This is a genomic window from Ruegeria sp. YTSC230 (assembly GCF_059609665.1).
Genome location: NZ_JBXWMC010000006.1, coordinates 167,297 through 193,616, shown reverse-complemented (window position 1 = coordinate 193,616; position 26,320 = coordinate 167,297). Strand labels below are relative to the sequence as shown.

The 26,320-nt window shown below is 54.9% G+C and carries 25 protein-coding genes; 5 read left to right on the top strand and 20 right to left on the bottom strand.

Annotated features, from left to right (window positions below; genetic code table 11):
• Position 1: 1 nt before the first annotated feature.
• The 3 genes from AC2FD9_RS13685 to AC2FD9_RS13675 all read right to left on the bottom strand — a co-directional run bounded on the left by AC2FD9_RS13685 (position 2) and on the right by AC2FD9_RS13675 (position 4,590).
• Positions 2-940 carry an ABC transporter permease gene (locus tag AC2FD9_RS13685; protein WP_108859860.1) on the bottom strand — a complete coding sequence of 313 codons (939 nt, stop codon included), beginning with the start codon at positions 938-940 and terminating at the stop codon, positions 2-4.
• Between the two features lie 86 nt (positions 941-1,026).
• On the bottom strand, positions 1,027-2,592 hold the full coding sequence (locus AC2FD9_RS13680) for an ABC transporter substrate-binding protein (RefSeq protein ID WP_496837382.1): 1,566 nt from the start codon (positions 2,590-2,592) through the stop codon (positions 1,027-1,029).
• Between the two features lie 21 nt (positions 2,593-2,613).
• Complete coding sequence (locus AC2FD9_RS13675; protein ID WP_496837381.1) at positions 2,614-4,590, bottom strand: CocE/NonD family hydrolase; 1,977 nt, start codon at positions 4,588-4,590, stop codon at positions 2,614-2,616.
• A 129-nt stretch (positions 4,591-4,719) separates the two neighbouring features.
• Here AC2FD9_RS13675 and AC2FD9_RS13670 point away from each other — a divergent pair, with 129 nt between their 5' ends.
• Positions 4,720-5,481 carry a helix-turn-helix transcriptional regulator gene (locus tag AC2FD9_RS13670; RefSeq protein ID WP_496837380.1) on the top strand — a complete coding sequence of 254 codons (762 nt, stop codon included), beginning with the start codon at positions 4,720-4,722 and terminating at the stop codon, positions 5,479-5,481.
• 364 nt (positions 5,482-5,845) lie between these two features.
• The gene (locus tag AC2FD9_RS13665) at positions 5,846-6,079 is read left to right on the top strand and encodes a hypothetical protein (protein WP_496837378.1); all 234 of its coding nucleotides are present in this window, start codon (positions 5,846-5,848) and stop codon (positions 6,077-6,079) included.
• A 396-nt stretch (positions 6,080-6,475) separates the two neighbouring features.
• Here AC2FD9_RS13665 and AC2FD9_RS13660 read toward each other — a convergent pair whose 3' ends face one another.
• Positions 6,476-7,300 carry a TauD/TfdA dioxygenase family protein gene (locus AC2FD9_RS13660; protein WP_496837376.1) on the bottom strand — a complete coding sequence of 275 codons (825 nt, stop codon included), beginning with the start codon at positions 7,298-7,300 and terminating at the stop codon, positions 6,476-6,478.
• Between the two features lie 79 nt (positions 7,301-7,379).
• Between AC2FD9_RS13660 and AC2FD9_RS13655 the strand changes: the two genes are divergently transcribed.
• Both AC2FD9_RS13655 and AC2FD9_RS13650 read left to right on the top strand, forming a co-directional pair.
• Positions 7,380-8,288 (top strand): LysR family transcriptional regulator, encoded by a 909-nt coding sequence (locus AC2FD9_RS13655; RefSeq protein WP_496755608.1) that lies wholly within the window; start codon positions 7,380-7,382, stop codon positions 8,286-8,288.
• A gap of 598 nt (positions 8,289-8,886) precedes the next feature.
• Positions 8,887-10,869, top strand: a complete 1,983-nt coding sequence (locus tag AC2FD9_RS13650) for an adenylate/guanylate cyclase domain-containing protein (RefSeq protein WP_496837373.1) — start codon at positions 8,887-8,889, stop codon at positions 10,867-10,869.
• Positions 10,870-11,487: 618 nt separating this feature from the next.
• Here AC2FD9_RS13650 and kce read toward each other — a convergent pair.
• From kce to AC2FD9_RS13600, 10 genes are all read right to left on the bottom strand, one after another.
• Positions 11,488-12,426: a 3,5-dioxohexanoate:acetyl-CoA acetone transferase gene (kce, locus tag AC2FD9_RS13645; RefSeq protein WP_496837371.1), complete on the bottom strand. Its 939-nt coding sequence runs from the start codon at positions 12,424-12,426 to the stop codon at positions 11,488-11,490.
• 4 nt (positions 12,427-12,430) lie between these two features.
• Complete coding sequence (locus AC2FD9_RS13640; RefSeq protein WP_108862214.1) at positions 12,431-13,459, bottom strand: branched-chain amino acid ABC transporter permease; 1,029 nt, start codon at positions 13,457-13,459, stop codon at positions 12,431-12,433.
• On the bottom strand, positions 13,456-14,319 hold the full coding sequence (locus AC2FD9_RS13635) for a branched-chain amino acid ABC transporter permease (RefSeq protein ID WP_496837369.1): 864 nt from the start codon (positions 14,317-14,319) through the stop codon (positions 13,456-13,458). The genes AC2FD9_RS13640 and AC2FD9_RS13635 overlap by 4 nt, the downstream gene beginning before the upstream one ends.
• A 1-nt stretch (position 14,320) precedes the next feature.
• On the bottom strand, positions 14,321-15,028 hold the full coding sequence (locus AC2FD9_RS13630; protein WP_496837367.1) for an ABC transporter ATP-binding protein: 708 nt from the start codon (positions 15,026-15,028) through the stop codon (positions 14,321-14,323).
• A complete protein-coding gene (locus tag AC2FD9_RS13625; protein ID WP_282121279.1) occupies positions 15,021-15,749 on the bottom strand; it encodes an ABC transporter ATP-binding protein in 729 nt (242 codons plus the stop codon). The genes AC2FD9_RS13630 and AC2FD9_RS13625 overlap by 8 nt, the downstream gene beginning before the upstream one ends.
• Positions 15,750-15,799: 50 nt before the next feature.
• Positions 15,800-17,080, bottom strand: a complete 1,281-nt coding sequence (locus tag AC2FD9_RS13620) for an ABC transporter substrate-binding protein (RefSeq protein ID WP_496837365.1) — start codon at positions 17,078-17,080, stop codon at positions 15,800-15,802.
• A gap of 43 nt (positions 17,081-17,123) precedes the next feature.
• On the bottom strand, positions 17,124-18,050 hold the full coding sequence (locus AC2FD9_RS13615) for a 3-hydroxyacyl-CoA dehydrogenase family protein (protein ID WP_496837364.1): 927 nt from the start codon (positions 18,048-18,050) through the stop codon (positions 17,124-17,126).
• Positions 18,051-18,836 carry an SDR family NAD(P)-dependent oxidoreductase gene (locus tag AC2FD9_RS13610; RefSeq protein ID WP_108862219.1) on the bottom strand — a complete coding sequence of 262 codons (786 nt, stop codon included), beginning with the start codon at positions 18,834-18,836 and terminating at the stop codon, positions 18,051-18,053.
• A gap of 11 nt (positions 18,837-18,847) precedes the next feature.
• Positions 18,848-19,192, bottom strand: coding sequence for a cupin domain-containing protein (locus tag AC2FD9_RS13605; protein WP_496837361.1), 345 nt, complete (start codon positions 19,190-19,192; stop codon positions 18,848-18,850).
• A gap of 66 nt (positions 19,193-19,258) precedes the next feature.
• Complete coding sequence (locus tag AC2FD9_RS13600; protein WP_085823200.1) at positions 19,259-20,095, bottom strand: cyclase family protein; 837 nt, start codon at positions 20,093-20,095, stop codon at positions 19,259-19,261.
• A 214-nt stretch (positions 20,096-20,309) separates the two neighbouring features.
• Here AC2FD9_RS13600 and AC2FD9_RS13595 point away from each other — a divergent pair, with 214 nt between their 5' ends.
• Positions 20,310-21,056, top strand: a complete 747-nt coding sequence (locus tag AC2FD9_RS13595; RefSeq protein ID WP_472724740.1) for an IclR family transcriptional regulator — start codon at positions 20,310-20,312, stop codon at positions 21,054-21,056.
• A 188-nt stretch (positions 21,057-21,244) separates the two neighbouring features.
• On the opposite strand, the gene AC2FD9_RS13590 is transcribed toward AC2FD9_RS13595, so the two are convergent.
• The 6 genes from AC2FD9_RS13590 to AC2FD9_RS13565 are packed head-to-tail and all read right to left on the bottom strand — an operon-like array spanning position 21,245 to position 26,296.
• Entirely contained in the window at positions 21,245-22,306 is a 1,062-nt protein-coding gene (locus AC2FD9_RS13590; protein ID WP_496837359.1) for a cytochrome-c peroxidase, read from the bottom strand.
• 59 nt (positions 22,307-22,365) lie between these two features.
• Positions 22,366-22,743, bottom strand: a complete 378-nt coding sequence (locus AC2FD9_RS13585) for a hypothetical protein (protein ID WP_496837357.1) — start codon at positions 22,741-22,743, stop codon at positions 22,366-22,368.
• Positions 22,740-23,546, bottom strand: a complete 807-nt coding sequence (locus AC2FD9_RS13580) for an amidohydrolase family protein (RefSeq protein ID WP_496837355.1) — start codon at positions 23,544-23,546, stop codon at positions 22,740-22,742. The genes AC2FD9_RS13585 and AC2FD9_RS13580 overlap by 4 nt, the downstream gene beginning before the upstream one ends.
• Positions 23,547-23,566: 20 nt before the next feature.
• The gene (locus AC2FD9_RS13575; protein WP_496837354.1) at positions 23,567-24,433 is read right to left on the bottom strand and encodes a dioxygenase family protein; all 867 of its coding nucleotides are present in this window, start codon (positions 24,431-24,433) and stop codon (positions 23,567-23,569) included.
• A gap of 10 nt (positions 24,434-24,443) precedes the next feature.
• Entirely contained in the window at positions 24,444-25,748 is a 1,305-nt protein-coding gene (locus AC2FD9_RS13570; RefSeq protein ID WP_496837352.1) for a TRAP transporter large permease, read from the bottom strand.
• On the bottom strand, positions 25,745-26,296 hold the full coding sequence (locus tag AC2FD9_RS13565) for a TRAP transporter small permease (RefSeq protein WP_058273382.1): 552 nt from the start codon (positions 26,294-26,296) through the stop codon (positions 25,745-25,747). Before AC2FD9_RS13565 ends, AC2FD9_RS13570 begins: the two co-directional genes overlap by 4 nt.
• Positions 26,297-26,320: the final 24 nt, after the last annotated feature.

Sequence of the window (26,320 nt, the reverse complement as noted above, 5' to 3'; positions counted from 1 at the left end):
CTCAATGAGCCGTGCGCGCACGTGGGTCGAGCAACGCATTGATCAGATCTGCCAATGCGGTCGACACCACGAACAACGCCGTTGATATAAGGACCGAGCCCATAACAATCGGGTAGTTTCGGGTGGTAATGCTATCGATAACCAACTTACCCAAACCCGGACGGGCAAAGACGATTTCAGCAAAAACAGCGGAGCTAAGAAGAAAGCCCATCCCTACCCCGATCACGGTGACCACCGGCAAAATGGCGATCCGCAGTGCATAAACCATGACCACGCGACGCTCGGCGATGCCAAAGGCGCGCGCCGTGCGCACATGGCTTTCGCCCATAACCTCGAGCATCGAAGCGCGTACCAGCCGGGCAATATAGCCAACCCAGCTGAGGCCGATGGCAAAGGCGGGCAGAACCAGATGGTCGAGGCGATCCCAGAACCCCTCTCCGGCGCCGATGGCGGGAAACCACTGCAAATGCACGGCGAATACCAGCAGCGCCAAAAGTGCGACAACAAAGGCCGGGGCAGCCACGAAGCTGACGGAAATTGCTGCGGCGATCCGATCGATCAGCGTGTTGGGATGTGCCGCAGCATAGGCACCAAGTGCGATGCCCAGGCTTGCAGACCAAAGGATTGACGCAAAAATCAGTTCCAGAGTGAATGGCAATTGCTGGAACACGATGTCCGTCACGGACCGACCCGAAAATACATCGGTTCCCAAGTCTCCTTGCAGAAGATTCCCATAGAAGATCAAGAGCTGTTTCCAGATCGGTTGATCAAGCCCCAGCGCCGCTGTGAGTTGGGCCTGAAGTTCGGGCGTGGCACGCGGGCCCAGCATGATCTGGACCGGATCGCCAGGCACGGCGCGGATCATCAGGAACATGACGGTGACCGCCACGAACAGGATGAGCAGCGACAGCCCGAAGCGACGGGTTGCAAAACTTAGCATGGCCAACTGGCTCCTTGTGGCTTGATGGCGTTCAATTTGGCACGGCGAGCGTCACGCGCCCGCCGTACCCGGTCGACCTGGGGAGGTCAGGTCGCCTTGCCGAAATAGCGAAGCAACGACAGGCCATCTGGCCGCAATGCAGGAATGACCCGGGCGCTGTGAATGACCGGCGTTGCCTCATGAGTGATGAAGCGATAGGCACCGCTTTCTTCCATCAGATCCTGCGCGCGCTGATACATTTCCGCCCGTTTTGCGATATCCGTTTCCGCAGCCGCGGATTCATGGATTTCGTTAAATTCAGGGCTGTTAAAACGTTCCCAGTTCCATTTTCCGATCTGTTCGGGCGTGAACCACGACGTCGCATAATACGGGTCTGGGGTCATCGAAAAGCGGTTCAGAACAAGCTGCAGGTTTTCATTGTCGCCAGACGCCCAGAATGCACCGGATTCCAGCACGTTGACTTCAACCGTGATCCCAATCTGCGCCAGCGTCGCCTGAATAATCTGGGCGGTTGTTGTGAAGGTCGTTTTGTTCAGCGTGTCTAGGGTCAGCGTGACATTGGTTTCACCGGATTCCGCCAGCAGCTGTGCCGCCTTCTCAAAATCCGCTGCCGGTGGCACCAGCGAAGAAGCCCGATGCCCGGCGAGGCCCGGTGCGATGATGCCGGTCGCTGGTTCGGCAGCACCAAAATAGGCGGCCTCCAGAATGCTGGGAACATCCACCGCGTGCTGAATCGCCTGCCGCAGTTTTTGATTTTGCAGCTTTGGATGCTCAACGTTCATGCCCATCCAGACATAGTAGAGCGAAGGCTTCTCAACCAACGATCCACCATTGGGCACCCCGGCGCGGTAACGCTCGACCGAGCCCAGCGAAACGCGGGTTACATCCAGCTCACCGGCCTCGAACGCAATCTCGGCAGTGTTTTCATCGTCAATCGGATAGATCTCGACGGTGTCCCAAGTGGGCGCGTCCCCTTTCCAGTCGGGGTTGCGCTTAAGAACAGTCTTTTCCTTGGGCGACCAGCTGTCGCGCAGGTAAGGACCGGATTCCGCAACCGGATCAGCGCCGATCCGGCCACCAGCGGCTTCGACTGCGGCTTTCGAGACAATGTTCCCGGTAATGTACGGAAGAGCGATCGACCAGATCGGTGCGAACGGTTTGTTCAGCACGATCGTGCCTTCGCGTTCGCTGGTCACGTCCACGTGGCTGAATGGCCCCAGATCGGGCTTGTTCGGACTGTCGGTTGCGTCGTCCACGATCCGTTCCATGCTGAACTTGACGTCCTCTGCGGTCATGGCGCCAAATCCATTGGTGAACCCGATATCGTCACGCAATGCGAACTTGATATGGGTCGGATCAACCTGCTCGATCATCGTGGCGGCATCCAACTGCCAGCCCCATTCCTCGCCTGGTTTGTACTGGATCAGCTTGTTGTAGATCGAAGCATGCACCTCCTCTTCAACAACACCAACGGAATGGGCCGGATCCATGTTCTGCGCATCTCCATAGGCCCGCACCCGCAGCACGCCGTCATCTGCCGCAAACGCGCGGTTCGCCCATCCCATCGGAAGCGCCGTGGCGGCCCCAAGCGCGGTTGCACCTTTCAGGAACCTCCGCCGACCTACATTGGCCTTTGTCCATTCGATCTTCATAGTATCCTCCCTTGGATTAAGTCAGAGAAGTCCGCGCGGAACGGTTTCGGACCATTCCTTCGTCAAAACTTCGATTTCATCTGCACCTTCAGTGGCGCGTAGTTTGCGGTAGAGATAGAAATTTTGCGCGTCGCAGGTCATCCGGCATTCGGTTGAAATGGCGACTTGCCAATCTTCGCGCTCGAACGAAAAACTCCAATCGGTCTCGAAATGTGCGGTTGTCGGATCATCGGGGTGAATGCAGTAGCGCATACGAACGTCACTGCCGACAATCAGATCATGATACGGGTCGCGCGATTTTCCGTAGTCATCAAATGTCTCCAGAACCACCTGACCATTTTTGGTCACGGTGCGTTCGGATTGCGCGGATGGTGGACGCAATTGTTCACCGGCAAGAACTGGATAGTTCTGTGCCGGGCCAGGTTCAGAGGCTTGAACCTCATGCGTGACTTCCCGCACCGGCAAATGCAGGGTGCAATCCTGCAAGTGCATTGTCACCTCGGCCGAGTGCGGTGCTGGCCAGACGATCGGCCAGTATGACGTCGACAGCGCCAGTCGCAACACGTGACCCTCGCGCAAATAATGCGCGCATTCGTTCAGAACAATTTCGGCTTCATAGATTTCACCCGGCCGCAGACTTTCGGGCGTTTCATGGCTGCGGTAGTGGCACAGGTTCAGTGGACGATAGCTGATGCGCTGCGATACACCTACGGGCGAGACATCGCATAACCGCGCGACAAGTTGGGCAACAGGTCGATTTACCGAAAACCTAAACTTCAGCTTTGCTCGGCCCAGCAGCTCCAGCGGGGCCTGCAGCGGCGCGCTGTCAAAACAAACCGACAGGGCATCATCCCTTTCCTGATCCCCTGCAAGTTCATTGTCGATCCGCATGCCCGCACAGAAATATCCGCCTTCCCTACCGACATGACTGGGTGATGTGACAGCGACCGTGCCTGTAGCCGGTTCCCGAGAAAACCCCCCTTGCGCCAAATGCCAAGCCTGTTCAGACACATGCGGCGACGGCCACGTGGTTTCCGCAATCCAACGACCTTGCCGAGCAGAGTTGTGCGCCGTCGGATTGAAGTGTTCCTGCATGTAAGTCCTGTACGCAGGCAAGTCCTCGGCCCCATTTTCCTGTCCTTTCAGCCAGCGGTCAAACCAGCCGATCACTTCGGAGTGAAAGTCTGCAGGATCGAGTTTCGAGATGTGAGGATAGCGGTGTTCCCAAGGCCCAATGACGGCCTTGGTAGGCACGGTTAGGTTGGCTGCCAATGCCGTGGGCGCATTGACATAAGCATCTGCCCATCCGGTGATAGCCAAAACAGGCGTTTGGATCGCAGACCAATCCTCGCAAACCGAGCCATGTTTCCAAAACGCGTCACGTGTCTGATGGCGCAGCCAATCCGCAGCAGAAAATGGGACGCTTTGCAGTCGGGTTAGCCAATCCTCACGCCAATCTGCACGAAGGTCCGGATCAGCGGGTCGGGTCAGATAGGCAAACATTTGACTGCCCCAGTTCATGTTATCACTTAAAAGGCATCCACCCATAAAATGGATGTCATTCGCATAGCGATCCACGGTCGAGGCGACGCTGACGACGGCCTTTAATGCTGGTGGTTGTCGAAAGGCTAGCTGCAAGCCGTTAAACCCACCCCACGATATCCCGATCATCCCGATATGGCCGTCACACCAATCCTGCGCGGCGATCCAGGCTATGACTTCCTCACCATCATGCAGTTCCTGCTCAGAGTACTCGTCGTCGAATTGCCCTTCGCTGTCCCCGGTTCCTGCTATGTCAACGCGGATGCAGACATAGCCTGCCTCGGCAAAAACCGTGTGTGTCGTTTCATCTCTTGGCGCAGTGCCGTCACGTTTGCGGTACGGTAAATATTCCAGAATTGCGGGGGCAGGACCGGTTTCGGGCAACCAGATGCGCGCAGCCAGCCGTCGCCCATCGGCGAGCGTGATCCATGTGTTCTCGATGGTTTCAATTGGCATCTGGGCGCTTGTCTGTTGCGAGTTGATGCCGAAGAAGAAACCGATTTGCAGATAAAACAAATTGTGCGATCTTACGCGAACTGACGCATTTTGCAGTGATATAGCGTCAGAACGCGAAAGGTTTTGCCTGTGTCAGAGAATTTTTCTGCCAACCTGCGGTCGCTGTGCGCAGAGCATGGGAACATTTCACAGATTTGCCGCGATATCGGCGTCAACAGACAGCAATTCAATCGCTACCTGAATGGCTCCAGTCTGCCCTCTGCCCACAACATGCGTCGCATCGCGCGTCATTTCGGCCTGACAGAAGCAGAGTTGTTTGCTGAAACCGATGCTTTTGAACGAATGCTGAAAGGCACCCTGCCCCAATCCGGGACAGCGCCCACGGACGCATTTCTGGATCCATTTCGGAGCCAACAGAAAAACCTGAGGCGATATGTAGGCTTCTATCATTCCTATTTCTGCACGCCTTCTTGGGAAGGAAAGATTTTCTGCTCATTGATCCGGATTCAGGAAGTTGATGGGTTGTTCACAATCCGATCCAGGGAAATTGCCATATCGCCAGACAAGAGCACGCACCAGATTTCGCGCTATGCGGGTTTGGTGACAATGCGTGGGAACAGGATATTCGTGACCGAGCACGAGCTTGCGCGCGAAGGTAGCGTTGCCACCACCATATTGTATTCGGCACACCGTCAGCAGCTGAAGTACCTGCGGGGCATGACAATGGGTGTCGCATGGCGACCATACCCGCAGCCTTATGCTGCCAAGACAATCTGGAAACGCTTGCATGAGCGTGTGACAGCCCGTGAGGCTATTGCCGCTTGCGGGATCTACCCTGCCCAAAGCAACAGGATCGATCCAACTGTTCGAAAACACCTTTACGAGGCTTGAAGCGAGCGTCGAGCCCACAATTTTTGGGTTTTAGACAGGACAATTGATCGTCGTGGATCATAACCCCCACAGCATCGAACTCTCAATGATGAACCTCCGCCACCGAATTGGTCCACCCCAACAGTTAGGAAACGGAGGATTGGATATGGGACTCAAACGACACAAACCGGAAGAGATTGTCACAAATCTTTGACTCAATCGGTTGCCAAAACCTCAAGAAAAGCAAAATTCGCGTATTTAAATTCTGACTCAAACATCAAGCATTTCTGACCTAGACGGTGAAGCTGCTGTTAGATTGCCCTGCAGCTAAGGTTTGAGAAGAGCCCAAACTTGCTCATCTCCGCAGTACGGCTATACAGCAATCATGAAGTGGATTGCCCTCATTATTGGAATTGCATTCATTATTGCGGCTTGGCTGATTGTTCAGGTTGGTAGAGGTGTTCGCTTCACCCATAGCGGCTTCGAAGAATGGGATGATACGTTTTGGGCAACATATAGGGACTGTTGCCTCATGACCGATTTGAGGACTGCAGCGCCGCTTGGTCTTTTTGGCATAGCCATGCTTGGTTTCGCAGCATGGAAGTTTGTGCGAAACTAAACGCTATCAATACTACTGAGCACCCAAAAGCCAAGGCCCAAACCACGAATACAAGCCTTAAAAACCTTCCTGTGACCCAAAGATACGCGTGTCTTACCTGTCGCAGGGTTGATGCAAGAAAAACTGAAAGTTGGGTGTACATGCGGTTACCTCTATAGCGCTGCCCACGTTCGCGAAAGCCTGAGCTGCAATATTGTGGCTGATTACGGAGGTCAAAACACCAAAGTGGTCATTGCAGGCCGGAAGACCAACGGCAGCTTTGTCCGCCTTTCCGACTTTGACGGGCCTTGCGGTCCAAATTGGCTCCGCGCCCAAAATGTCAGATTCTACGCGGCATATGAATGACCGCTTCGCGCATCACATTCCTTTTGCGCTTGCACGACCAACATCGGGCTTCTAACGCGATAAGGCTACGCCATCCACAGTGATCCTGTGCATGAGACGCCGGAATCCGTGATAATCGTTGATCGCCTTGTGCCAGGTGGCGCGATTGTCCCACATGGTGATGTCGCCTTCCTGCCAACGGACTCGGGCCTGAAATTCGGGCTGTCTGCAATGCTCATAGATCATATTGAGGACGGCCGCGGATTCATCGAACGTCAGGCCTTCAATGTGCGTAGTAAAGACAGGGTTTACGAACAATCCGCGGCGCCCGCTGAGTGGATGTTTGATGACGACAGGATGGCGCGCATCTTGCGTCGCTGCCTCGGCATTAGCCAACCTTCCGCTTTTGGCCGCTTCACTATCCAACGTGGCCGCGCCAAAGACGTGGCGCGACGAATGCACGGCCGTCAGCCCATCAAGAAACCGGCGCATGGGTTCCGACAGAGCCTCATAGGCCGCGCCCATCGAAACGAAAAGCGTATCACCGCCGTAGGGGGGCATTTCGATGGCATGCAGGATTGACCCCATCGCCGGGACCTGGTCGTAGGAATGATCGGTGTGCCAGCCTTCGCCCACCGCTTCTTTCTGGTCCTTTTCCTTCAGGACGGTTGCAATTTCAGGGTGCCCGTCGACAGGTTTGAAAAAGCGGTTCACGTTGATCGGACCGAAGCGGCGCGCGAAGTCGAGGTGGTCTTCCGAAGCAATGTTTTGCCCTCTGAGAACAACGACGGAGTATTTGGCGAAGGCTGCCTGGATTTGTGCAAACTGCGCACCGTCTCTTACGTCGGCTCCGAAAGCTTCTGCCCCCAAGCTGCCTGTCAAAGGTCTGATGTCCATCGGTTCTCTCCCTGTTTTCTAGAGAGAAGAGTAGGATATTGCTTAAGATCGGAAAAACTGAATTAATCTGGCTCAAAGGATGATTTTACTGATGGTTCGGTTTTCACTACGTCAACTTGCCTTTTTGTCGGAAATCGCCCGTTGCGGTGGTATCGCGCCTGCGGCGCGAAAACTGAACGTTTCCGCTCCGGCGATCTCCTCGGCGCTTGATAAACTCGAAGCGGTCACTGGCTTGACCTTGTTTGATCGTTTTCCCGCACGGGGTATGCGGCTGACCAGCGCGGGTACGGAGTTCCTAGCCGATGCAGAAGCTCTGCTAATGCGGGCGAAGGCCCTGGACCGACGTGCCGCCGAAATGGCCAAAGGGGAAACCGGAACGATCCGAATCGGAACACACTACGCCATTGCCCAACGGATCGTGTTGCCCGCGGTTCTGACGTTCCGCAACCACTATGCCCGTGTACGTATCGAAGTCGTGGAAGATGATTTTCCAAGCCTCGTTGCTGCACTTGATGCTGGAGAGGTCGATGCGCTTGTTGTTTTTAATCAGGGCTTTGATAATACGCGCTTCGATGTCGAAATCCTGAAGGCGTTGCCGCCCTTGGTTTTGCTGCCCGCATCGCACCCTTTGGCAAAGGCAGACAGCGTGAAGCTCGAGGCCCTGTCCGACATTCCCTACATTGCCGTATCGCGCGCTGGTCCCGGCCCCAGCTATCTTGACTTGTTGCGGGCTGCCGGTCTTGATCCGGAGGTGCCGCTGACCTCGCAATCGCGCGAAATGGTTCAAGCATATGTGGGAAAAGGATTGGGCTTTACTCTTGTTGGCTTCCCGCCTGGCCGGAATCTGACGATTGAAGGCGATGCTGTCGTCACGCGTCCGCTCGCGCAAGAGATTGGCCAGTTCGAGGTCACCATTGCTCTGGCAAGGGCCGTGCAACAAACGGATCCGGTAACAGCATTTCTGGATATGTGCCGGACCCAAGTTTGAACAACAGTGTCACGCCCTTTTCTGAAAGCGTACCGTTGCGCAATTGATAAGAAAGGCGGATTTGTCCGCCATGAGGCCCTTCCAATTCGCCCAAAAACGTTCATTCAAGCTACGCACGCTCGAACTTCAGCACAGCTACCCCTAATGCTTCTTCCCCCGACCAAGGCCATCGCGCCGGGCACCGACCATCCGGCGCACAAGGGGGCTCGACATCCGGATCGAAGGATCACACCGGCCGACGCGAAAACAGGAAAAGATGATGGGTCGGTTCAACTCACTACGCCAAACGCAACGACTTCTCGTCGTCCACGACCAAATCAGAAGAATCCTCGTCCCGGCCGCTATCGTCCTTCCAATCACTCCTACTGCCATGCCAGAGCCGACGTGTCCGAGCTGTGGGAAGGGTGTGTGGCGGAACTATCGGCCTGATTGCACGGTCTCACGCATATTCCAATCCACCTCAGATAACTTGGCAATGCCGCACCTGTGCATAGGCTCTCTAGGTAGCGCGAGAGAATGCAAATAATGGGTGGCTTTGGCGTATGTCGCCCATCGGTCAGAGTTCCACAGGACCCAAGCCCAAAGCAAGCGTGAGTGGATGGCTGATCGCGAAAAGGACAACCCAGAAGACCGACGAATTGCCTACCGAATTGGCGTACACCTCGGGGACAACATAATCGATGGCGACGATATATTTGGCGATGGCGTCAACGTTGCCTCGCGACTGGAGGGATTGGCAGAGGCGGGTAGTATACGGATCTTGGAAGCCGTGTTCAACAATGTAAAAGGTAAGCTCGACTTGGGATTTGCCAATCTTGGTTCGCAAAAGGTCAAAAACATCTCGGAACCAGTCCAGACTCTCCAAGTGCTTCTCGACCCAAGTGACGCTGGCAAGTTGGTAAAAGCGACGCTGACCCGACTGCCGCTGGTGCGCTACGGGGCGTTGGCGATGATCGCGCTGGTGGTGGCTATCGCCGCCGGACTCTACGCCCGCGACCGGATGTTTGCACCGACAAGTACCGGACCACCGAAGCTGCTGGTGTTGCCGCTGGCCGCCGCCGATGCTGGCAGCCGACTGATTGCCGAGGCCGCGACGGAGAACTTGATTGCCTCGTTTGCCCGGCTGAAGGGGCTGACTATCGCACCTCGCGACGTGTCGATGCAATACAAGGGTATCGAACTTGCTGCCAGCGACGTGCCGGATGATCTGGACGTGCGCTACATCCTCGACGGCACAGCGATATTCCAAGCCGATTCCGTCGAGATCTCGGCGCGTCTGCGCGACATCAGTGCCTCGGGTGAGGACGTTGTCTGGGAGCAGAAAGAGGTCGGGAAGACTGACGAGCTATTTGGCGTTTTGGCTATGCTGAAACTGGGCGCTACGGCCGCCATGAAGGTCAGGCTCAACCAGACGGAGCGGGCGATACTCGAATCCAAGCCTACCACCAGTTTCGAGGCCTACCTCGCATTTGCCCAGGCTGAGTTGTTTCGGTACAGCGGAAACTTCTTCGATCTAGAAAAATCTCTGCCTCTCTACGAGAAATCGATTAACCTCGATCCCGGATTTATCGCCGCACATGTCGGATACGCGGAAGCCAATTTTACCATCTGGAGTATGGGCTACAACACCATACGCTACACCCTTGATGCACTAGATGCAGCGAGAGAAAGCATCGAAACAATCCTCCAAGCACAAGACGCGAATGTCTATGCGATTGGTCTGCAGGTTCGAATTGAGATTGAACTGTCAAACCACGAGCAGGCATTGGCGAAAGCGAGGGCGGCCGTATTCCTCCAACCTGACGAGCCTTGGCTACGATTTGTTCTTGGCCTGTCGTCGCTAGCAGCCGGCAACTATGAAGAATCACTACAGGAACTCGACAAATACCAGTCGTTGTCGCCGCGGCTGAATTCCGGCGAAACGAGGGACCTGTCTTTCTCCTTCCTTCTGCTTGATGATGTAGAGCAGGCCTTGGGACTGCTTAAGCAGACCCCTCCCGAAGAGTCCACCAAGATCGATCAGTACTCCCAACTGGCGAATGCTTATGCCCGACGTGGCGAACTGGAAGAAGCCAAATTTTACATGGCAAAGTTTCTCAAGGAGACCGTGTGGAACAATCTGGCCTGGCAGCGAGGTTATTTCGGTCGGTATGCCGATCCGGCTCTGTACGATCGTTGGAGTGAGGCAATGCGAGCCGCGGGATTACCGGAATCACCTTTCGATTTCGAAGCCGGGCGGGAGGCCGACCGTTTACAGCACGACAATTTGATTGAACTCTTTTCCGATATTTATCAGGAGACACAAACGCTGGGTCCCTTTGGAATGCCATATTCTCAAGACCGCAGCACTGACGGCACGCTCACTATGAACTTCGCCTGGATGAAAGGGCAACCGATTTCCGGTCACTGGTCGATCGAGGGGAACCAGTTCTGTGTACGCACACCTGCCATCCACGTTAATCGTGAACAGTGTCTCAATGTTTATATTGACCGAGACAAATCGACTGAAAAAGTAACGCACATTTCAACTGTCTATTCTTTCGGGGCCTTAAATTTCGAGTTTACCAGAGTGAGCGAATAGAGCACGTGATCAGGCTAATTTGGCCACGTCTACAGGTCGTTCTCAGCAAAATCTACCAACTCTAGTTGCGCCAAAAACAAAACGGCCGGCATCAATTTGGAAGGCAGAAATGTCCCGCAATGTGTGCGTTTGAGTAGTTCCTGATCTTGCGCGTGCAGCGAATGTCGGGAAAGCGGGCTCGCCCGCAGCATCTTGAAAGTAGGGTGAAGGTCTGGAGTAGGCCTAAAATGGCGACTAGCCGACAACCTGAGAGGCAACGCCACAACCCAATACCAACAACCAGTAAACAGCGCTGAGTTAAGATTCCCCGCACCTTGGGCGTTTGACTTAAGGTAAATTCCTATGTCGAACGATCAGACAGTTTTTGGTCCAACTGTGACGGTTGGGTCAGGCTCGTGTGACGTTCAACACTTACTGTGAAACGTCACAGATCTTTGATCTCAATCGACGGCAAAAACCTCAAAACCAGCTAATCACGTCAGATAATTCTGACCTAAACGTCAAGCATTTCTCAACCACACCGACCAACGGCCTCTCAACGAATCTGCTGCTAATGTCGAAACCCAGAATTGAACCAATCCCCAGTTTAGTATTGCAGAGTAGCAAGCGCCTTTCCTGCTAAAACGCTACCCGGTCGCCACCCTTCAAATCCAGAATTTCCCGGGCTTCGTCGGGCGAAGCTACCTGACTGCCCAAGTCCTCTACGATGCGGCGAATTTTGGACACCTGTTGAGCATTGCGCTCGGCTAGTTCGCCTCGAGAAATGAACAGGCTGTCCTCCAGTCCTACACGAATATTGCCACCCATCTGGCTTGCCGTCGTGGCAAGCGACATCTGTGCCCCTCCAGCCCCCAAGACTGACCACCGATAGTCGTCACCGAAAAGCCGGTCGGCCGTACGTTTCATGAAGATCAGGTTGTCGACCTCGGGTCCGATGCCGCCGAGGATGCCAAAGATAAATTGAATGAATATGGGTGCCTTGAACAACCCGATATCCATGCAGAATTTCAGGTTGTACAAGTGGCCGACATCGTAACATTCGTGTTCGAATTTGATGTCATGTGGGGCCAGAGTTTCTGCCGCTTCGCGAATGTCCCGGAATGTATTGCGAAATATGTTCTGATCGGAATTTGCGACATAGTCCTTCTCCCAATCAAACTTCCAATCGTCATCGCCATACCGGTTAGCCAGCGGATGAAACGAGAAGTTCATCGAACCCATGTTCATCGAGCACATTTCGGGGCTGAAGGTCTTGGCCGGATTGATCCGGTCCTGAATAGACAAAGTCAGCGATCCACCGGTCGACAGGTTCACGACAGCATCTGTCGCTTGTTTGATGCGCGGCAGGAAAGGTGCGAAGTCATTCGGGTCGACCGATGGTGAGCCGTTCTCGGGGTTGCGCGCATGCAGGTGCAGGATCGACGCGCCGGCCTCGGCAGCGTCAATCGCCTGACGCGCGATATCATCATAGGTGTACGGAAGTGCATCCGACATGGTTGGCGTGTGGATAGCGCCGGTTACGGCGCATGTGATGATCGTTTTTTTCTGACGGGCCATGGGTTCAGTTTTCCTTGGATTGTCCGATGTGCTTGACGCGATAGCCCAGCGGGAAAAGTTGCAGGTCATAACGGCTGCGGATAACGCCCCAGATGCCTTTTGGCGCCTTGAGCATGACAACGATTGCGACAACGCCGAGAACGATCAGATAAGTTGTACCGAGGTCTGCGAGTGTTTCGCGCAGGGCGAAGAAAACCAACGTACCGATAATCGGCCCTTCGATGGTTCCGATGCCGCCGATCACCACGATGAAGATAACAAAGGCGGTCCAGTCATTGACGCTGAACGCCGCATCCGGCGAAATGCGCAGCTTTTGCAAAAAGATGAGCGCGCCGATCATCGCTGTAAATGCCGATGTGACGACATATACGATGAATTTTGTGCGCCAAATATCGATGCCAAGACTACCGGCAGCCAGTTCGTTGTCGCGAATTGCCGTCAGCGCCAACCCTTGCCGCGAGCGTAGGAAGAGATACACGGCTGTCACCACCAGAACAGCGGCCCCGAGCGCCAGCCAATAGCTAAGCGCTTCCCGCATCGCACGACCCGACGCCAGCGATTTCACGATGGCAACGGGGAGCGAAGACCCCGATCCTCCGCCAAGCGCTGAGATTTGCGCGAAGCTAAGTCGAAAGACTTCGGCGATGACCCAGGTGCCTATGGCGAAATAGGCGCCCCTTAGCCTGAAGATCAGAACAGCAACCGGGATTGAGATCAAAGCCCCCAGCACTCCCGCCGCTGCGATGGCGGCCAACGGGTGCAGCCCGCCCAACATCGTCAACGCAAAGAGCATATAACCACCGAAGCCCACATAGGCCTGCTGACCAACCGAGACGAGACCGGCGTAACCCGCCATGAGGTTCCAAAGGGTGGCGAGGGATAGGTAGAGGAACAACTCGCCCATCAGACGCATGTCAGCGCGGCCCGCCCACCAGGGCGCTGCTATCAGAACGAGTAGAGTGACCGCCGCAAGGATCGCAGCAACCCGGGCTGCTTTTGACGATCGAGATACGGAATAGTCCTGCAGATTCATCCTGAAATCCTCGGGAAGAGGCCGTTCGGACGAACGGCAAGAATGACAAGAAAGGCGATATGGCCAGCAAGCACCTGCCAACCCGGATCGATCTTGGCACCGATGGTCTGCGCAACACCAAGGATCACGCCGCCGACCAGTGTACCCCAAAGGTTACCGAGCCCCCCGATAATGACGGCCTCAAAGCCAAAGATCAGACGACCGCCGCCGATTGAGGGATCAAAGCTGGTCCGAATCCCAAGCAGGATACCGGCAATCGCAGTCACACCCAGGGCCAGAGCCATGGCCAGACCAAAGATGTGCCGACGATTAAGGCCCATGAGCTGGGCGATGTCCTGATTGTCCGAAACGGCACGGAATGCGCGCCCCAGAGCGGTATGATAGAAGGTCCATTGCAGCCCCCAGATCACCGCGATGGCGATACCGAAAGTGAGAAGCGGTAAGATTCCGAGTGCCACACCGCCCACGGCAACGCTTGCTGTTTCCAGCGCACCGGCATTCAATGTTTGGGGGTCTGCGGTGTAGACCTCCAGCAACCCGTTCTGGATGATCACGCTCAAGCCGAAGGTGACAAGCAAGGGCGGAAGAATATCGTCGCCTAAAGTTTGGTTCAGAAGGCCGCGCTGAAGGGCATATCCGATCAATGCCATTGCGGGAACAACGATCACCAAAGCAGCCATCGGATGCATTCCCGTCGCGGTCGTAACCGTCAGCCCGAGATACGCGGCCAGCACAATCAGGTCACCATGGGCAATATTGACCATACGCATGACTCCAAAGATCAATGACAACCCTGCCGCGAACAGGGCGTAAAGCCCGCCGAGTAGAGTTCCCTGCACGATAGCGTTCAGCCATTCCATGTTATTCGATCCCGAAATAAGCGCGCGAGATGTCTTCGCGCGAAACGGTGTCAGACGCGCTCTCCAGCGAAACGCGTCCCTCTTGCAGGCAGTAGACCCGGCTCGAGACCGACAGTGCCTTGGTGATGTCCTGTTCAACGATGATCGCGCTCATACCCTCGCCAATGATGCCGGGCAGCGCTTCGTAGATGTCTTTGATGATTATCGGCGCCAGCCCGAGGCTAACTTCGTCAAAGAGGATCAAATCGGGGTTGGCCATGAGAGCGCGCCCGATAGCAACCATCTGCTGTTGACCGCCAGAGAGCGAAGTAGAGGCCTGATCTTTTCTCTCTTCAAGAATTGGAAATAGATCATAGACGGCTTTCAGATCCCAGTGGCCTTTGCGGCCAACTTGCGCACCTATCATCAGGTTTTCTTTGACTGACAAAGAGGGGAACAATTGACGACCTTCTGGAACCATGGCGAGGCCAAGTTCGGCAACCTCGTCCGCTCGAAGTCGGCTGACATCCTGCCCCCGGTAGTGGATCTGACCCGGTCCGTTCGTCAGCAACCCTGTGATGGACCGCATCAAGGTGGTTTTTCCCGCACCGTTTGCACCAATAATGGCAAGGACTTCGCCCTCGCCCACGTCCAGTTCGACGTCGTAGAGCGCTTGGAAGTCGCCGTAGAAAGAGTTTAACCCGCGTGTCTGGAGAATTGGATCAGGCATCGGCTTCGATCCCTAGATATATCTCTTTGACCTCAGTGCTTTCCATGATTGCCTGCGGCTCGCCCTCGGCGATCTTCTTTCCGAAGTCGATAACGATCAGGCGGTCCACAACGGCCAACAGGGCGTGCACAACGTGTTCGATCCAGATGATGGTGACGCCGGAGGCATGAATGTCCTTGATGGTTTGAACCAGTGATTTGCACTCGGCTTCGGTCAGCCCACCGGCGATTTCATCCAGCAGCAGCAATCTTGGCTTGGCGCAAAGCGCGCGTGTCAGTTCCAGGCGTTTTCGTTCCAGCAATGTCAGGCTACCTGCAACAGTGTTTGCCTTTGGCAGCAGCTCCGTTTGATCCAGTACTTCCAGACAAAACCGTTCAGCTTGGTGCCCACGCAGCCCAGCCGATTGCGTGGCGGCGATCATGGCGTTTTCGAAAACGGTCATGCCCGAAAATGGCTGCGGGACCTGAAACGAACGGGCGATCCCTGCATGGCTGCGTCTTGCTGCGCTCCATTTGGTGACGTTCTGACCATCAAACTCGATACGTCCGGAATTCGGTTTCAGCGTTCCAGTGATCAGGTTGAACATCGAGGTTTTACCGGCGCCATTAGGGCCAATCACCCCAAGTGCCTCACCTTGTTGGACCTGATAGTTCAGCGCATCGGCGACAGTGACTGCGCCAAATGCTTTGCTCAGGTCTTGGAGATTCAGGATTGTTGTCATGCTTCTCTCGGATGAAGGGTTCGGCACCAAGATCGGCGCCGAACAATTGGTCAGCCCAGCAGCTTCATGTCTGCCGTCACCGGAACCTCGGGCGCGGTGCTGTTTGCAACGATCTGCAACTCATACGCGTCCCCGGACTTTTGCCACTGACCACCGACCAATGGTGTTTTAGTGACATTGTTCATCGGCCCATCACCCCAGTTCACCGGCCCGACGATGGTGTTCAGGTTGGTGGATGTGATTGCCGAGATGATCGAAGTGGGGTCTTCCAGATCATCAGCCCGTTTGATCACATCGGCGACGACCTCGAACAGAGCGTGTTTGAAGCCAAGCGGTTGCGTCCATGGACGTCCCGACTCTGCTGTGTACCCTTCTGCCAGTTGTTTCGACGAAATGCCGGTCAGCGAGGACGAGAACGGGTGATGTGGAGACCACCAGACCTCGGTCGACAATCCATCGCCACGATCGCCGAGCGATTCAATGACAGACGGGAACAACAGCGCCTTGCCGATCGTGACAACCTTGGGGTTGAACCCCTGCTGTGCGGCCTGGCTCCAGAACGTTGCGAAATCCGGCGGGATCATGTTGCCGGTAACGATTTCACATCCAGCCGCCTTAAACGCTGCAATCTGGTTTGAGAAGTCATCGGAGAGCGGCTGATAACGACCGGGATCGGTCAGCGTGTATCCTGCAGCAGCAAGCGGTTTGGGCAGGCCCAGTTCCGCATCACCCCAGGCATTGCCATCGGCATCATTGGGGAAAAGACCGCCCACGGTCTTGGCCACGCCTGTCTTGTCCCACATGTCGAGGAACGCGGCGATAACGTCTTCAAGACCCCAGAAGAAGTGATAGGTGGTCTCAAACCCTTCGCCCGGAACGCCGTTGCGGCCAAAGAAGTATGGCTGCCATGGGCAGTCGGTTGTGATGCAGGGGACTTCATTGATCTCTGCCTGATCGGCGACAGGATTCACCGTGTCCGGCGTTGAAGCCGCAACAATGATATCGACCTCATCTCCCAGAATCAGGTCAGCGGCGACCTCAGCTGCGCGGTTTGGATTGGACTGGCTGTCTTTTGAAATGATCTCGACATTCCAGGTCTTGCCATTGTTGTCCAAGCCCGCCGAAAAGACCTGCTGAATGGCTTGCAGCACATATTCATCGGCCTCGGCAAAACCGGCCAGTGGTCCGGTGCGCGGGCTGACATTACCGATCCGCAGCGTCGGGTTCGCGGCATAGGCCCGCGTTGCCCGAAGGATGGCCGGCGCAGCAATCGCCGCTGTGGCACCGGCTATGAAACCACGCCTTGTGGCTGTTTTGAAAGTCCTTGTCATTGCGTCCTCCCTTCACCGGCCTCCCGCCAGTGTTTGATTGATCTTACAAAGTCTTCTCGAGAGTTTTCAGATGCGTTGCGACACGCTGGCGAACTTCATCTGCCTCGCCTTCGGCCCACTTTCTGAACCCTTCGCCGGATTTCATGCCCAACTTGCCCGCATCGACGAGCGCCTTGAGATAGGTTGAGGGGCCCTTGTGCGCCTCAAGATCGTGCAGCACGTTTTCATGGATATCGAGCGTCAGATCGGTGCCAACAAGGTCAGCGTTCTCTAAAGGTCCAAGCACTGCCAACCGGCGGCCAAAACTGGACTTGATCACGGTATCAACCGCCTCTGCGTCGCAGATACCGTTTTCCACCAGACTGACCGCTTCCCGCCACAACGCGTGTTGAAGGCGATTACCGATAAAGCCGGGCACATCCTTTTCGACCATCACCGGAGTTTTTCCGGCATCCTTCAATAGATCGTACATTGTCTGTGCAGTCTCTGGGTCTGTCCACTCAGTCTTGATGACCTCGACCAACGGGATCATATGCGGCGGGTTCCACCAATGCGTTCCGATGGCCCGGTTTTTCAGCCGCAAACCAGACATGATCTGAGTGATCGGCATGACCGAAGTATTGGATGCGAGAATGCAAGTCTCTGGTGCGTGCGCCTCGATTTCAGCAAATATCGCTTGCTTAAGTTCCAATTTTTCCGGCGCCGCTTCGAAAACCGCGTCCGCATTTCGGACCGCGCTTTCCGTTGTCGCAAAGATCTCAATCATCTTGAGGGTCTTTGTGATTTTATCCTCGTCATCCCCCATCGCCGCCATGCTGGCGCGAATGCGCTCTGACACCGTATCCCGGGCTTCTTTCACCGGATCCGTGATGGCGACGTATTGACCGGCCTTCGCTAAAGTCAGGGCAATGCCATGGCCCATCAGGCCTGCGCCAATCACTGCCATCTGCTGTTTTTTACGCACCATCATTTAGCCCGCCGTATATCCACCGTCGGCATGAAGGATATGCCCGGTGTAGAAATCAGATGCGCGCGACGCGAGAAACAGTAGAGGACCGGCAAGGTCTTCTGGCTCACCCAGTCGCCCCTTGGGAACACGGGTAAGGAAGCCATCGCGCACCGCTTTGGCCTCGTCGGTTTCTTCGAACATCCAAGCTGTTAAAGGAGACCTAAACACTGTCGGCGCGATCGCGTTGACGGTAATTCCAGTCGGCCCGAGCTCACACCCCAAGGCTTTAGTGATCCCGTTTACTGCAGCCTTTGATGCGCAATACGCAGTATAGCCAGCCGGGTGGCCAAGGATACTACGAGCGGAACTGACGAAGATGATCTTGCCATATTCGCTGACCTTCATCTGTTTCGCAGCCGAACGCGCAAGTAACCAGCTTTGATTGACGTTGGCATCCATCACCGCATCAAAGGTTTCGGGAGCCATTTCGTTGATTGGAGCGACTTTGTTCATACCGGACGCGACGACGAGAATGTCCAGCTTGCCAAAACTGTTGACCGCTTCATCGACCAACGCGTCGCATGACGCTTCATCGTTTGGGCGTGTGTTCACTGTTACAACAGCAGCTCCGAGCTCCTCGCACTCTTTGGCAATCTCATCGAGCGCTTGTTGGTTGCCTGCTGCCAAAACCAAGTTGCAACCGGCCCCGGCAAGAACACGTGCGGCCACCATGCCAAAAGCCCCAGAGGCCCCCGTGATCAGTGCGACATTGTCCTTAACATCAAACATCTTGAGTGGATTAGACATACTATTCGTCCTCAGCTTTCTGGCGGGTACGGAATGACGACAAGCATCTTGCAGGTGTGGTTCGAACGGTTTTCAATTTTACGAACTTCGCCCGGCGCGATCGTGCAGCTGTCCATGGGTCCCAGGGTGGTTCCCACTCCATCAACGATGACGGTCATTTCGCCGTCCAAAACCAAGTAGACCTTCTCGAACGGCGTAGAGTCCGGCCCAGCACCTCCACCCGGCAGGAACTGACTGAAGCCGATCCATTGATTTGTCGGCCCGCCTTCCTCGAACCCCTGCAAACGAAGCCCGTGGCATCCGAAGTGGTTCGGTGCTTCGTAGGGTTGGGCGTCTTTAAACCGCTTTAGATGCATGTTCGTCCCCGCTCAGGATTATAGTAATGGTGGCCGCCGGCGAACCGGCGGCCGGTCCGTGAGTGTTCAGAATTCTTCGCCAGCTTCGATGCGATAGGACTGGTTCTTGTCGATCATCGCCACCAAGCGGATGATGCAGCCATCACCACGGTCCCAGTTCCAAGGGAAGAATGCGAAGGTGCATCGCTTGCCGGTCACCGCATCAAGGTCACCGCCAACATTTTCAATTCCAAGAATACCTCTGGAGAACAGCATATTGTGCACCGGTTCCCACTCAGGGAAGTCAACTTCCCAAGGAGTTCCACCTGACCACTCAAGATATTCCTTCTCAAGATGCGGCATGATCGGACCGTTTCGCTGCGGGCCGATGGCTGTTGCCAGCGGGTGGTCGTTTGCCTGGGTGTCATGCCCGACAACTTTCACACCTTTTTCGATCATCCACTCGGCGGCTGAAGGGACAAGACCCGGGCAGTAGGCGAAGTAGTCACCATCTTCGTACTGCTTGTGCCAACCGGTATTGATGATCAGAACGTCGCCCTTGCGGATCGCGTGCCCGCAAGCCTTTTCCAGATCATCGCCTGTGATTTGCTCCCACTTTTTCTTGGGGACAGAAACCACCAGGCCCGAACCGAAGAAATGCGGCAGCGGTACCTCATCGATGAACGGCGTTCCCTGAACAACATGCGCCGGCGCATCGATATGCGTGGTCACGTGCATGGTCGTGGTAATCGTTTGCGACAACACGCCCGACTTGGCCATATAGTGTTTTCGGTCGATCTGGACGTCTTTGAAATAGGGCCAGTTAGGGCATTGAAACCCGTATCTGTGACTCAGGTTATAGAACTCCAGCCCCATATCATTGTCGGTGTTTGCCTGAAACTCAATGCCGCGGATTTCAACCATTGGGCATATCTCCTCTGTTCGCCGGCGAAGCGGCGTTGGTCGATTTGAATTGAATGGGTGGCCTCCCCACCTGTCCCGTATCATGATGCATACGCACCGCAATGCGGTCAACTTAAAACTCACATTACGGTTGACTTGCACCGCATAGTGGTACAGCTTGCCGGTGCGCCTGACACCCGCAGCGGCAGAACCAAGAAACGAAGAGGAGACGTAAATGCCTGATAAAAACGACAAAGGTGGCATTCAGGTCATTTCGAGAGCAGCTTCGATTCTGCGTGTTCTGAAGGAAAGCCAGTCCGGGATGAGCCTGGGAAAAATTGCCGAACGCGTTGACCTGCCCCGCTCTACGGTACAGAGAATCACAAGTGCCCTTGCGGAAGAGAAGTTTGTTATTTCCGATGCGAATGGAGGCGGTCTGCGGCTCGGCCCTGAACTGAACGCCCTTGCCGGGGCGGCCCAATACAGCATTGTTGAGCACTGCCGGCTTCTTTTAACTGAACTGACGCAAAAGACCGGAGAAACAACTGACCTCGCAGTTATGCGCGGTATCGGCATGGTTTTTCTGGATCAGGTTCCTGGCGTTTACCGTTTGACGACGGTCTCGCAAGTGGGCGAGGTTTTTCCTTTGACCACCACGGCGAATGGCAAAGCATGTCTTGCCAAACTCAGTAAAGAAGATGCGATCAAGCTAATTCGAAACGAATGGGACCGGAACGGAATCCAGAGGAACTTAGATGAGTTTTTGTCCGAACTGGCCATGATCCGAGAACAAGGCCTTGCCTATGACATGGACGAACATTCTGCCGGTGTGTCGGCAATAGGATTTTCCTTCGTCGATTGGGTTGGAGATTTGCACGCAATCTCCATCCCGGTGCCAACGACACGGTTTTCACGACAAAAAGAAACTATTGAACAAGCGCTTCTTGAGACAGCCGCCAATATCCACCAAACTTTTCACTGACCTGACAAGTGATATATGGGTTCGGTGAAGCCGTGCCCCCTGGCTAACACAATCGTTCGCGGTAATCGGGCAAGACTCGGGAATATTTTTTGTCTTGGTGTGATGAAGCACAGATTCCAAGGTCTGCAACGTTCGCCTAGGCCGCAAGCCAGATAGCCCATTTCCAAGCCGTTAACACAAGCGCTGTATTAAGGCACTTTGGACAGTGACTCCAAAAATGCAGCTAAGTCTGCAATCTCTTGCTCAGACAAGTTCAACTCCGACAGTATGGCTTCACCGTCGGCGTGCAATCTTTCCGTATCAATTTCGCTGTAGTGCCTGATCACCGCATCCAAGTCGATTAGGCTGCCGTCATGCATATAAGGCGCGGTTTCGGCCACGCCCCGTAGGCTTGGCGTACGAAAGGTCCCAAAATCTGAGTGGCTCCTGCGGACACTGCGAACCACCCATGAACCTTGCTTTCCCGGATCGTCGCTCCAGTTGCCGTCCAATGTGTAAGCGTTCGAAAGCAAAAAGTTCAATCCACCGAACCGCCCGTCGTCGACCTCGGTTTCGCTCAGAAAATATGGAACGCCTGCGTCATGGAACTCATTGTTGGAAAATCTCGGACCATTGTGGCACAACACACATTTTCCACGCCCTATGAACAGCTGAAGACCTCGCTGGGCAGCTTCGGGGTAGTTCGCAGCGGCTGCTAAATCTTGGTTCTCCAATGCATCGCGAAAATCGTCAAATTGCGTCCGGCCGGTTGCCAATGTTTCCAAGTAAGCGGATAGCGTTTTGGCAGTGTTCACCAGCACAAGTTCTGGATCTTGAATCTGGATGTCGCCAAATATGGCTTCAAAATCATCAATGTAGATACTTTCCGAGATAGCTGCCTTTAGGCTTTCTTTACTGTGCGCCATCTCTTGTTCTTCGATGATCGGATGCAAGCTGGCTGCCCACAGGCTATCGCTCTTACCGCCCCAACCGTACCAGCGGAGACCAGCAAGGTTCCGCAGGGATGGAGTGTTTCGATCTACCAGGACGCGACCAAATGCTCGCGCGTCGGACGTGGTAAATGCCTGTTCAGGGTCATGACAACTTGCACAAGTTAATGCTCCGTCGGCTGACAACACCGGATCGTTGAACAAGGCCGCTCCTAGCGCAATCGCTCTTGTATCGCTTGAAACCCTGTTGCTTGGGTCCGACTGAAACGAAATTGGCCATGGTCCGAAGGACAGCGTTTGCTGAATTTCGTCATCAGACAACAGGAATTCGGCATGAACGGCCCCCGCTAGGACTACAAACGCCGCTGTTACCAGCACCTTCATTTTAGCACGACATCGGAAGTGTAGGATATCGGTCGCCCGCCAAAGTTGGTGTCAACTCGCAGTTCCCACAGCCCCGGCATGTGAAACAGCATGTTATCTGCACGAAACACCCTATCGCCTAATGCGGTGATTTTGGGGGCGTAGTTTAGCCCGTGTTGGTGAGCAGGCATTATTGCATCGACGCGCACCTCACTCACGGCAACTTCATCACAGACTGTCAGAAGAATAGAAAACGGTTGGGACAATCGAATTTCGTCGAGCGCCACATGCACCTTGGGTGCGTTTTGAATTTCCGAACTCATGCGTTGCCCTGCCGTTTCACAAGCGACGGCCGCGCCAGATGATACTAGAAACCAGACAACCCAGCGGATCATTCTGATGCCAGTAAACGTTCTGCGTTTGCGTATGCGATGTTGTCTGCGATCTGGACCGGAAGCAAATCCAACCACTCCCGTGAAAAATCAGCATGAGGGCCTACGTAGTACCAACGCTCTGGAGCGAACGTATCCGTACCAACCATAAACCGATCCGGGTGCGCTTCGAACGCAGCCTTCCAATCTGGGTCAACACGGCCCCGCGAGACCATATCAGAGCGAAACGCAAGATCGGCCCAAAGCCTTGGATAGGTGTCCAAGGCATCAGTCACACTGGCCGGGTCGTCAAAGCCAGAGTGGGCCCACAATACCCGAGCTTCGGGCCAGGCCTCAAAAATCAGGTCAACGGCCTCTCGATCGCCGTGGTGATGCAGAATTAGGTTCCGTTCTTTTGCCAGCGAGATCATATGCTGGATGACCGGTGTTTTGATATCATCACCATAAGCGTGAAACTCGCCGATGGCTTTGTATTCGTTCTTCGCCAGATTTGCTTCCAGATAGTCGATTACAGTTTCATCGTGCATCCAGGTGTTGATCTCACCGCGGCGACGGTAGGGGCGAAGGGCCGGAACAACGATGTCCGGCGCTGCGGCCAACAGCAATTGGGTACCGTTGTCATCCGAGCTGGAAACCAGTGCTTTGCGCACGCCTGCGTCCCGAAGGATTTTGGCAACTTGTTCGGGAGGAACCAGTTTGACGGCATCATGGCTGTAATGAATATGCGCATCGAAGATCGGTCGCTCTTCTGCGATGGCAGTACCACAAAGAAGCGTTGCACCTAAAATTAAGGTATGTTTCAGCACCGCACCACCCTCAATAGCATTCAGACACTGGCAAGCTTCACATCGAACTTTACGTGCAAGAAAGGTTCAGTAATCTTGCCAGAAAGTTCCATGCCTTCGGGAAATTCTGAAGCCGGCCTTTCAACGTATGTCATCACCAGGTCATCCCGAACACCAAACACTGTATCCTGATCCAGGTAGGGATCGTTGTCGGGGAAAATCTCGGTAACTAAGGAACGGTGCCCGGGTGCCTTAACGATATAGTGCAGGTGCGACGGTCGCCAAGGATGGCGACCGCAGGCGCGCAGGATGTCCCCGACAGGCCCGTCTGACGGCACGGTGTATTCGACTGGCTTGACGGTCGTGAATGCATACTTACCGTCCTCACCAGTGGTCATCAGGCCATGAAAAGAAAAGGTGTCCTGTTCTTCATCCTGGCTTGCATACATTCCATTTGGCGCCGTTTGCCAGATGTCGAGCTCTGCACCGCTAATCGGATTACCCTCGGCATCCCTGATAACGCCCTCGGCCAGCAGAACCGGCCCACCGTAGTGACGCTTCATATCACCACCGAATGGCAGTGGCGGTGCGCCAGAAACGTGAAAAGGCCCAAGAACAGACGAGCTTGTGGCATCTGGAGTTGAATGGAGCATATCCACCAGCGATGACAGTCCCAGCACGTCCGAGGCCAAGACAAACTCATGCCTATCTTCGGTTTCCACAGCGGCGCACCCCTCCAGAAATGCAATTCCCGTGCGCCATTCGTCATGCGTCAGGTTGGTTTCACGGGCGAAATCGTGGAGGTGCTTGACCAGAGACCCCATGATTTCACGCATCCGCGGATCAGTGTCCTTGGACAGGTATCCCATGAACACATCGGTGATATTGTCTTTGGTGACAGAGCGCATCTTGGCCTCCTTAAATCAGGGCAAGGCTGAGGATCGGGAACTCGATCAGAATGAACAGAACGATTAGCATTACAAAGGCGAAGGGCAGCGCGCCCATAAACACGTCCTTCAGAGAGATGCGGTCGTCATTGATCGTCGATTTGATGACGAAGCAGGATATGCCTAGTGGCGGGGTCAAAAGCCCGATTTCGGCGCCGACCACGGTGATGATACCAAACCAGATCAGCGACATATCCAGCGCTTCGGCCATAGGCAGGAACAACGGTACAACAATCAGAATGATGGATGCTGTATCAAGTAATGTTCCTAAAAACAGCATCAGAAGCACGTAAAGCAGCATGATCGACCAGAAGGACGCGGAATTCCCCGCAAGCAGGTCCTGCAACTGGTTGGGCAGCCCCGCCAGACCCAGCATGCGGCTGTAGATCGAAGCTGCAGTGATCAGGAACAAGATCGCCGCTGTGATATGACCGGTTTCCAGCAACGCGTCCCAGAACGCTTTTGGCGACATGGATCTGCGTAGGATAGCGATGATCAACGCCACGAAGGCACCGGCTGCTCCTGCCTCGACCGCAGTAAGCCAGCCGGTGTAGATCCCGCCAAGAACGATAGTGATGATGCACAGTGTTGGTAGCGTTTTGGACGCAATCTCGCGCCCGGACATCCATTCGGTATCTGCCACGATGCGGCCACCGACAAACGCAGGTGTGAATCGGCCCATGGCCCAGATCGCGCCGACATAAGCGATCGCCAACATGATCCCGGGTATGACCCCGGCCAGGAACATGTCCCCCACGGATTGTTCAGCAACAAAGGAGTAGATGATCAGCATGGCCGATGGCGGGATGATCATGCCCAAAACCGACGACCCGGCCACCACGCCAACAGCAAAGCGTGGGTTGTAATCCTGCGCCATCATCTGCGGCACCGAAACTTTGGTGAATACGGATGCGGATGCAATGGACGATCCGGTCACTGCGGCAAAGACGGCGTTGGCTCCAACCGTCGCCATTCCAATCCCGCCTTTGACCTTGCGAAACCGCATGGTCATGACTTCGTAAATGTCCCTGCCTAACCCAGCCTTTGAAACGATGAGCCCCATGAAGGTAAACAACGGGATAGTCGCGAAGCTATATTCCATCGCGCTGTCGCCGACCGCCACTTTCAGCAGGTTCAGCGCTAGTGTGAAGTTGTCCCGCATCAACCAGATCGACACAAACGAGACGACGCCCAAGGCGATGGGAATGTAGACGCCCGCATAAATCAGGAAAACAATGGCAACGACCGAGATCAGGCCAATCTCAATCGGCGTCATTCTGCGGCCTCGTCATGTTCAGGAGTGCGAATAAGTTGCGGACGGTCCTGCGCCGTGACGACCTTGAGCAGGAAGATCACGCAGGCAAGCGCAGTACCGCACGCGATGACCAGTTTGACCGGCCACCATGGCAATGTGAAAAGACCGGGCACTCCGAAGTAGTCCTGCGTCTGCCACATGTGTAGGAATTCAGGGAATGTCACATAGGCAATCAATGCCATGAAGATCGCCGAGATGGCATTGATGATGCGCCTCAGGTTGGCTGTCAGGCCCGGGCGACGATGGTGTAGCAGGTTCAGGAACCCGTCCGAGCGTGTTAACCGATCTACTCTGACCACGTCCGCCAACTGCAGAAAGACGATCATCACGACCGAAAACTGCACCATCTCATAAGTGCCACGCAATGGGGCTGAAAACAGACCACGAGCAATAACGTCGACATTCAGAACAACCACCAACGCTAGGACGACGAGCGTACCCAAAGCGTTGGCGGCGATTGCAAGTGAATTGGCGACCCGCGACAGGCCAGCAACTGCGGTCTTCAGCATGAAAGGCCCCTTTCGTGGATCGCC

Bases quoted from the DNA above. Each gene is read 5' to 3' on its own strand.
- AC2FD9_RS13625 (WP_282121279.1), bottom strand. From the start codon at position 15,749: ATGACAACAATCCTGAATCTCCAAGACCTGAGCAAAGCATTTGGCGCA.
- AC2FD9_RS13655 (WP_496755608.1), top strand. From the start codon at position 7,380: ATGATTTTACTGATGGTTCGGTTTTCACTACGTCAACTTGCCTTTTTG.
- AC2FD9_RS13685 (WP_108859860.1), bottom strand. From the start codon at position 940: ATGCTAAGTTTTGCAACCCGTCGCTTCGGGCTGTCGCTGCTCATCCTG.
- AC2FD9_RS13660 (WP_496837376.1), bottom strand. From the start codon at position 7,300: ATGGACATCAGACCTTTGACAGGCAGCTTGGGGGCAGAAGCTTTCGGA.
- AC2FD9_RS13665 (WP_496837378.1), top strand. From the start codon at position 5,846: ATGAAGTGGATTGCCCTCATTATTGGAATTGCATTCATTATTGCGGCT.
- AC2FD9_RS13585 (WP_496837357.1), bottom strand. From the start codon at position 22,743: ATGATCCGCTGGGTTGTCTGGTTTCTAGTATCATCTGGCGCGGCCGTC.
- AC2FD9_RS13680 (WP_496837382.1), bottom strand. From the start codon at position 2,592: ATGAAGATCGAATGGACAAAGGCCAATGTAGGTCGGCGGAGGTTCCTG.
- AC2FD9_RS13570 (WP_496837352.1), bottom strand. From the start codon at position 25,748: ATGACGCCGATTGAGATTGGCCTGATCTCGGTCGTTGCCATTGTTTTC.
- AC2FD9_RS13620 (WP_496837365.1), bottom strand. From the start codon at position 17,080: ATGACAAGGACTTTCAAAACAGCCACAAGGCGTGGTTTCATAGCCGGT.
- AC2FD9_RS13615 (WP_496837364.1), bottom strand. From the start codon at position 18,050: ATGATGGTGCGTAAAAAACAGCAGATGGCAGTGATTGGCGCAGGCCTG.
- AC2FD9_RS13610 (WP_108862219.1), bottom strand. From the start codon at position 18,836: ATGTCTAATCCACTCAAGATGTTTGATGTTAAGGACAATGTCGCACTG.
- AC2FD9_RS13575 (WP_496837354.1), bottom strand. From the start codon at position 24,433: ATGCGCTCTGTCACCAAAGACAATATCACCGATGTGTTCATGGGATAC.
- AC2FD9_RS13640 (WP_108862214.1), bottom strand. From the start codon at position 13,459: ATGAATCTGCAGGACTATTCCGTATCTCGATCGTCAAAAGCAGCCCGG.
- AC2FD9_RS13565 (WP_058273382.1), bottom strand. From the start codon at position 26,296: ATGCTGAAGACCGCAGTTGCTGGCCTGTCGCGGGTCGCCAATTCACTT.
- AC2FD9_RS13605 (WP_496837361.1), bottom strand. From the start codon at position 19,192: ATGCATCTAAAGCGGTTTAAAGACGCCCAACCCTACGAAGCACCGAAC.
- AC2FD9_RS13650 (WP_496837373.1), top strand. From the start codon at position 8,887: ATGGCTGATCGCGAAAAGGACAACCCAGAAGACCGACGAATTGCCTAC.
- AC2FD9_RS13595 (WP_472724740.1), top strand. From the start codon at position 20,310: ATGCCTGATAAAAACGACAAAGGTGGCATTCAGGTCATTTCGAGAGCA.
- AC2FD9_RS13635 (WP_496837369.1), bottom strand. From the start codon at position 14,319: ATGGAATGGCTGAACGCTATCGTGCAGGGAACTCTACTCGGCGGGCTT.
- AC2FD9_RS13630 (WP_496837367.1), bottom strand. From the start codon at position 15,028: ATGCCTGATCCAATTCTCCAGACACGCGGGTTAAACTCTTTCTACGGC.
- AC2FD9_RS13675 (WP_496837381.1), bottom strand. From the start codon at position 4,590: ATGCCAATTGAAACCATCGAGAACACATGGATCACGCTCGCCGATGGG.
- AC2FD9_RS13600 (WP_085823200.1), bottom strand. From the start codon at position 20,095: ATGGTTGAAATCCGCGGCATTGAGTTTCAGGCAAACACCGACAATGAT.
- kce (WP_496837371.1), bottom strand. From the start codon at position 12,426: ATGGCCCGTCAGAAAAAAACGATCATCACATGCGCCGTAACCGGCGCT.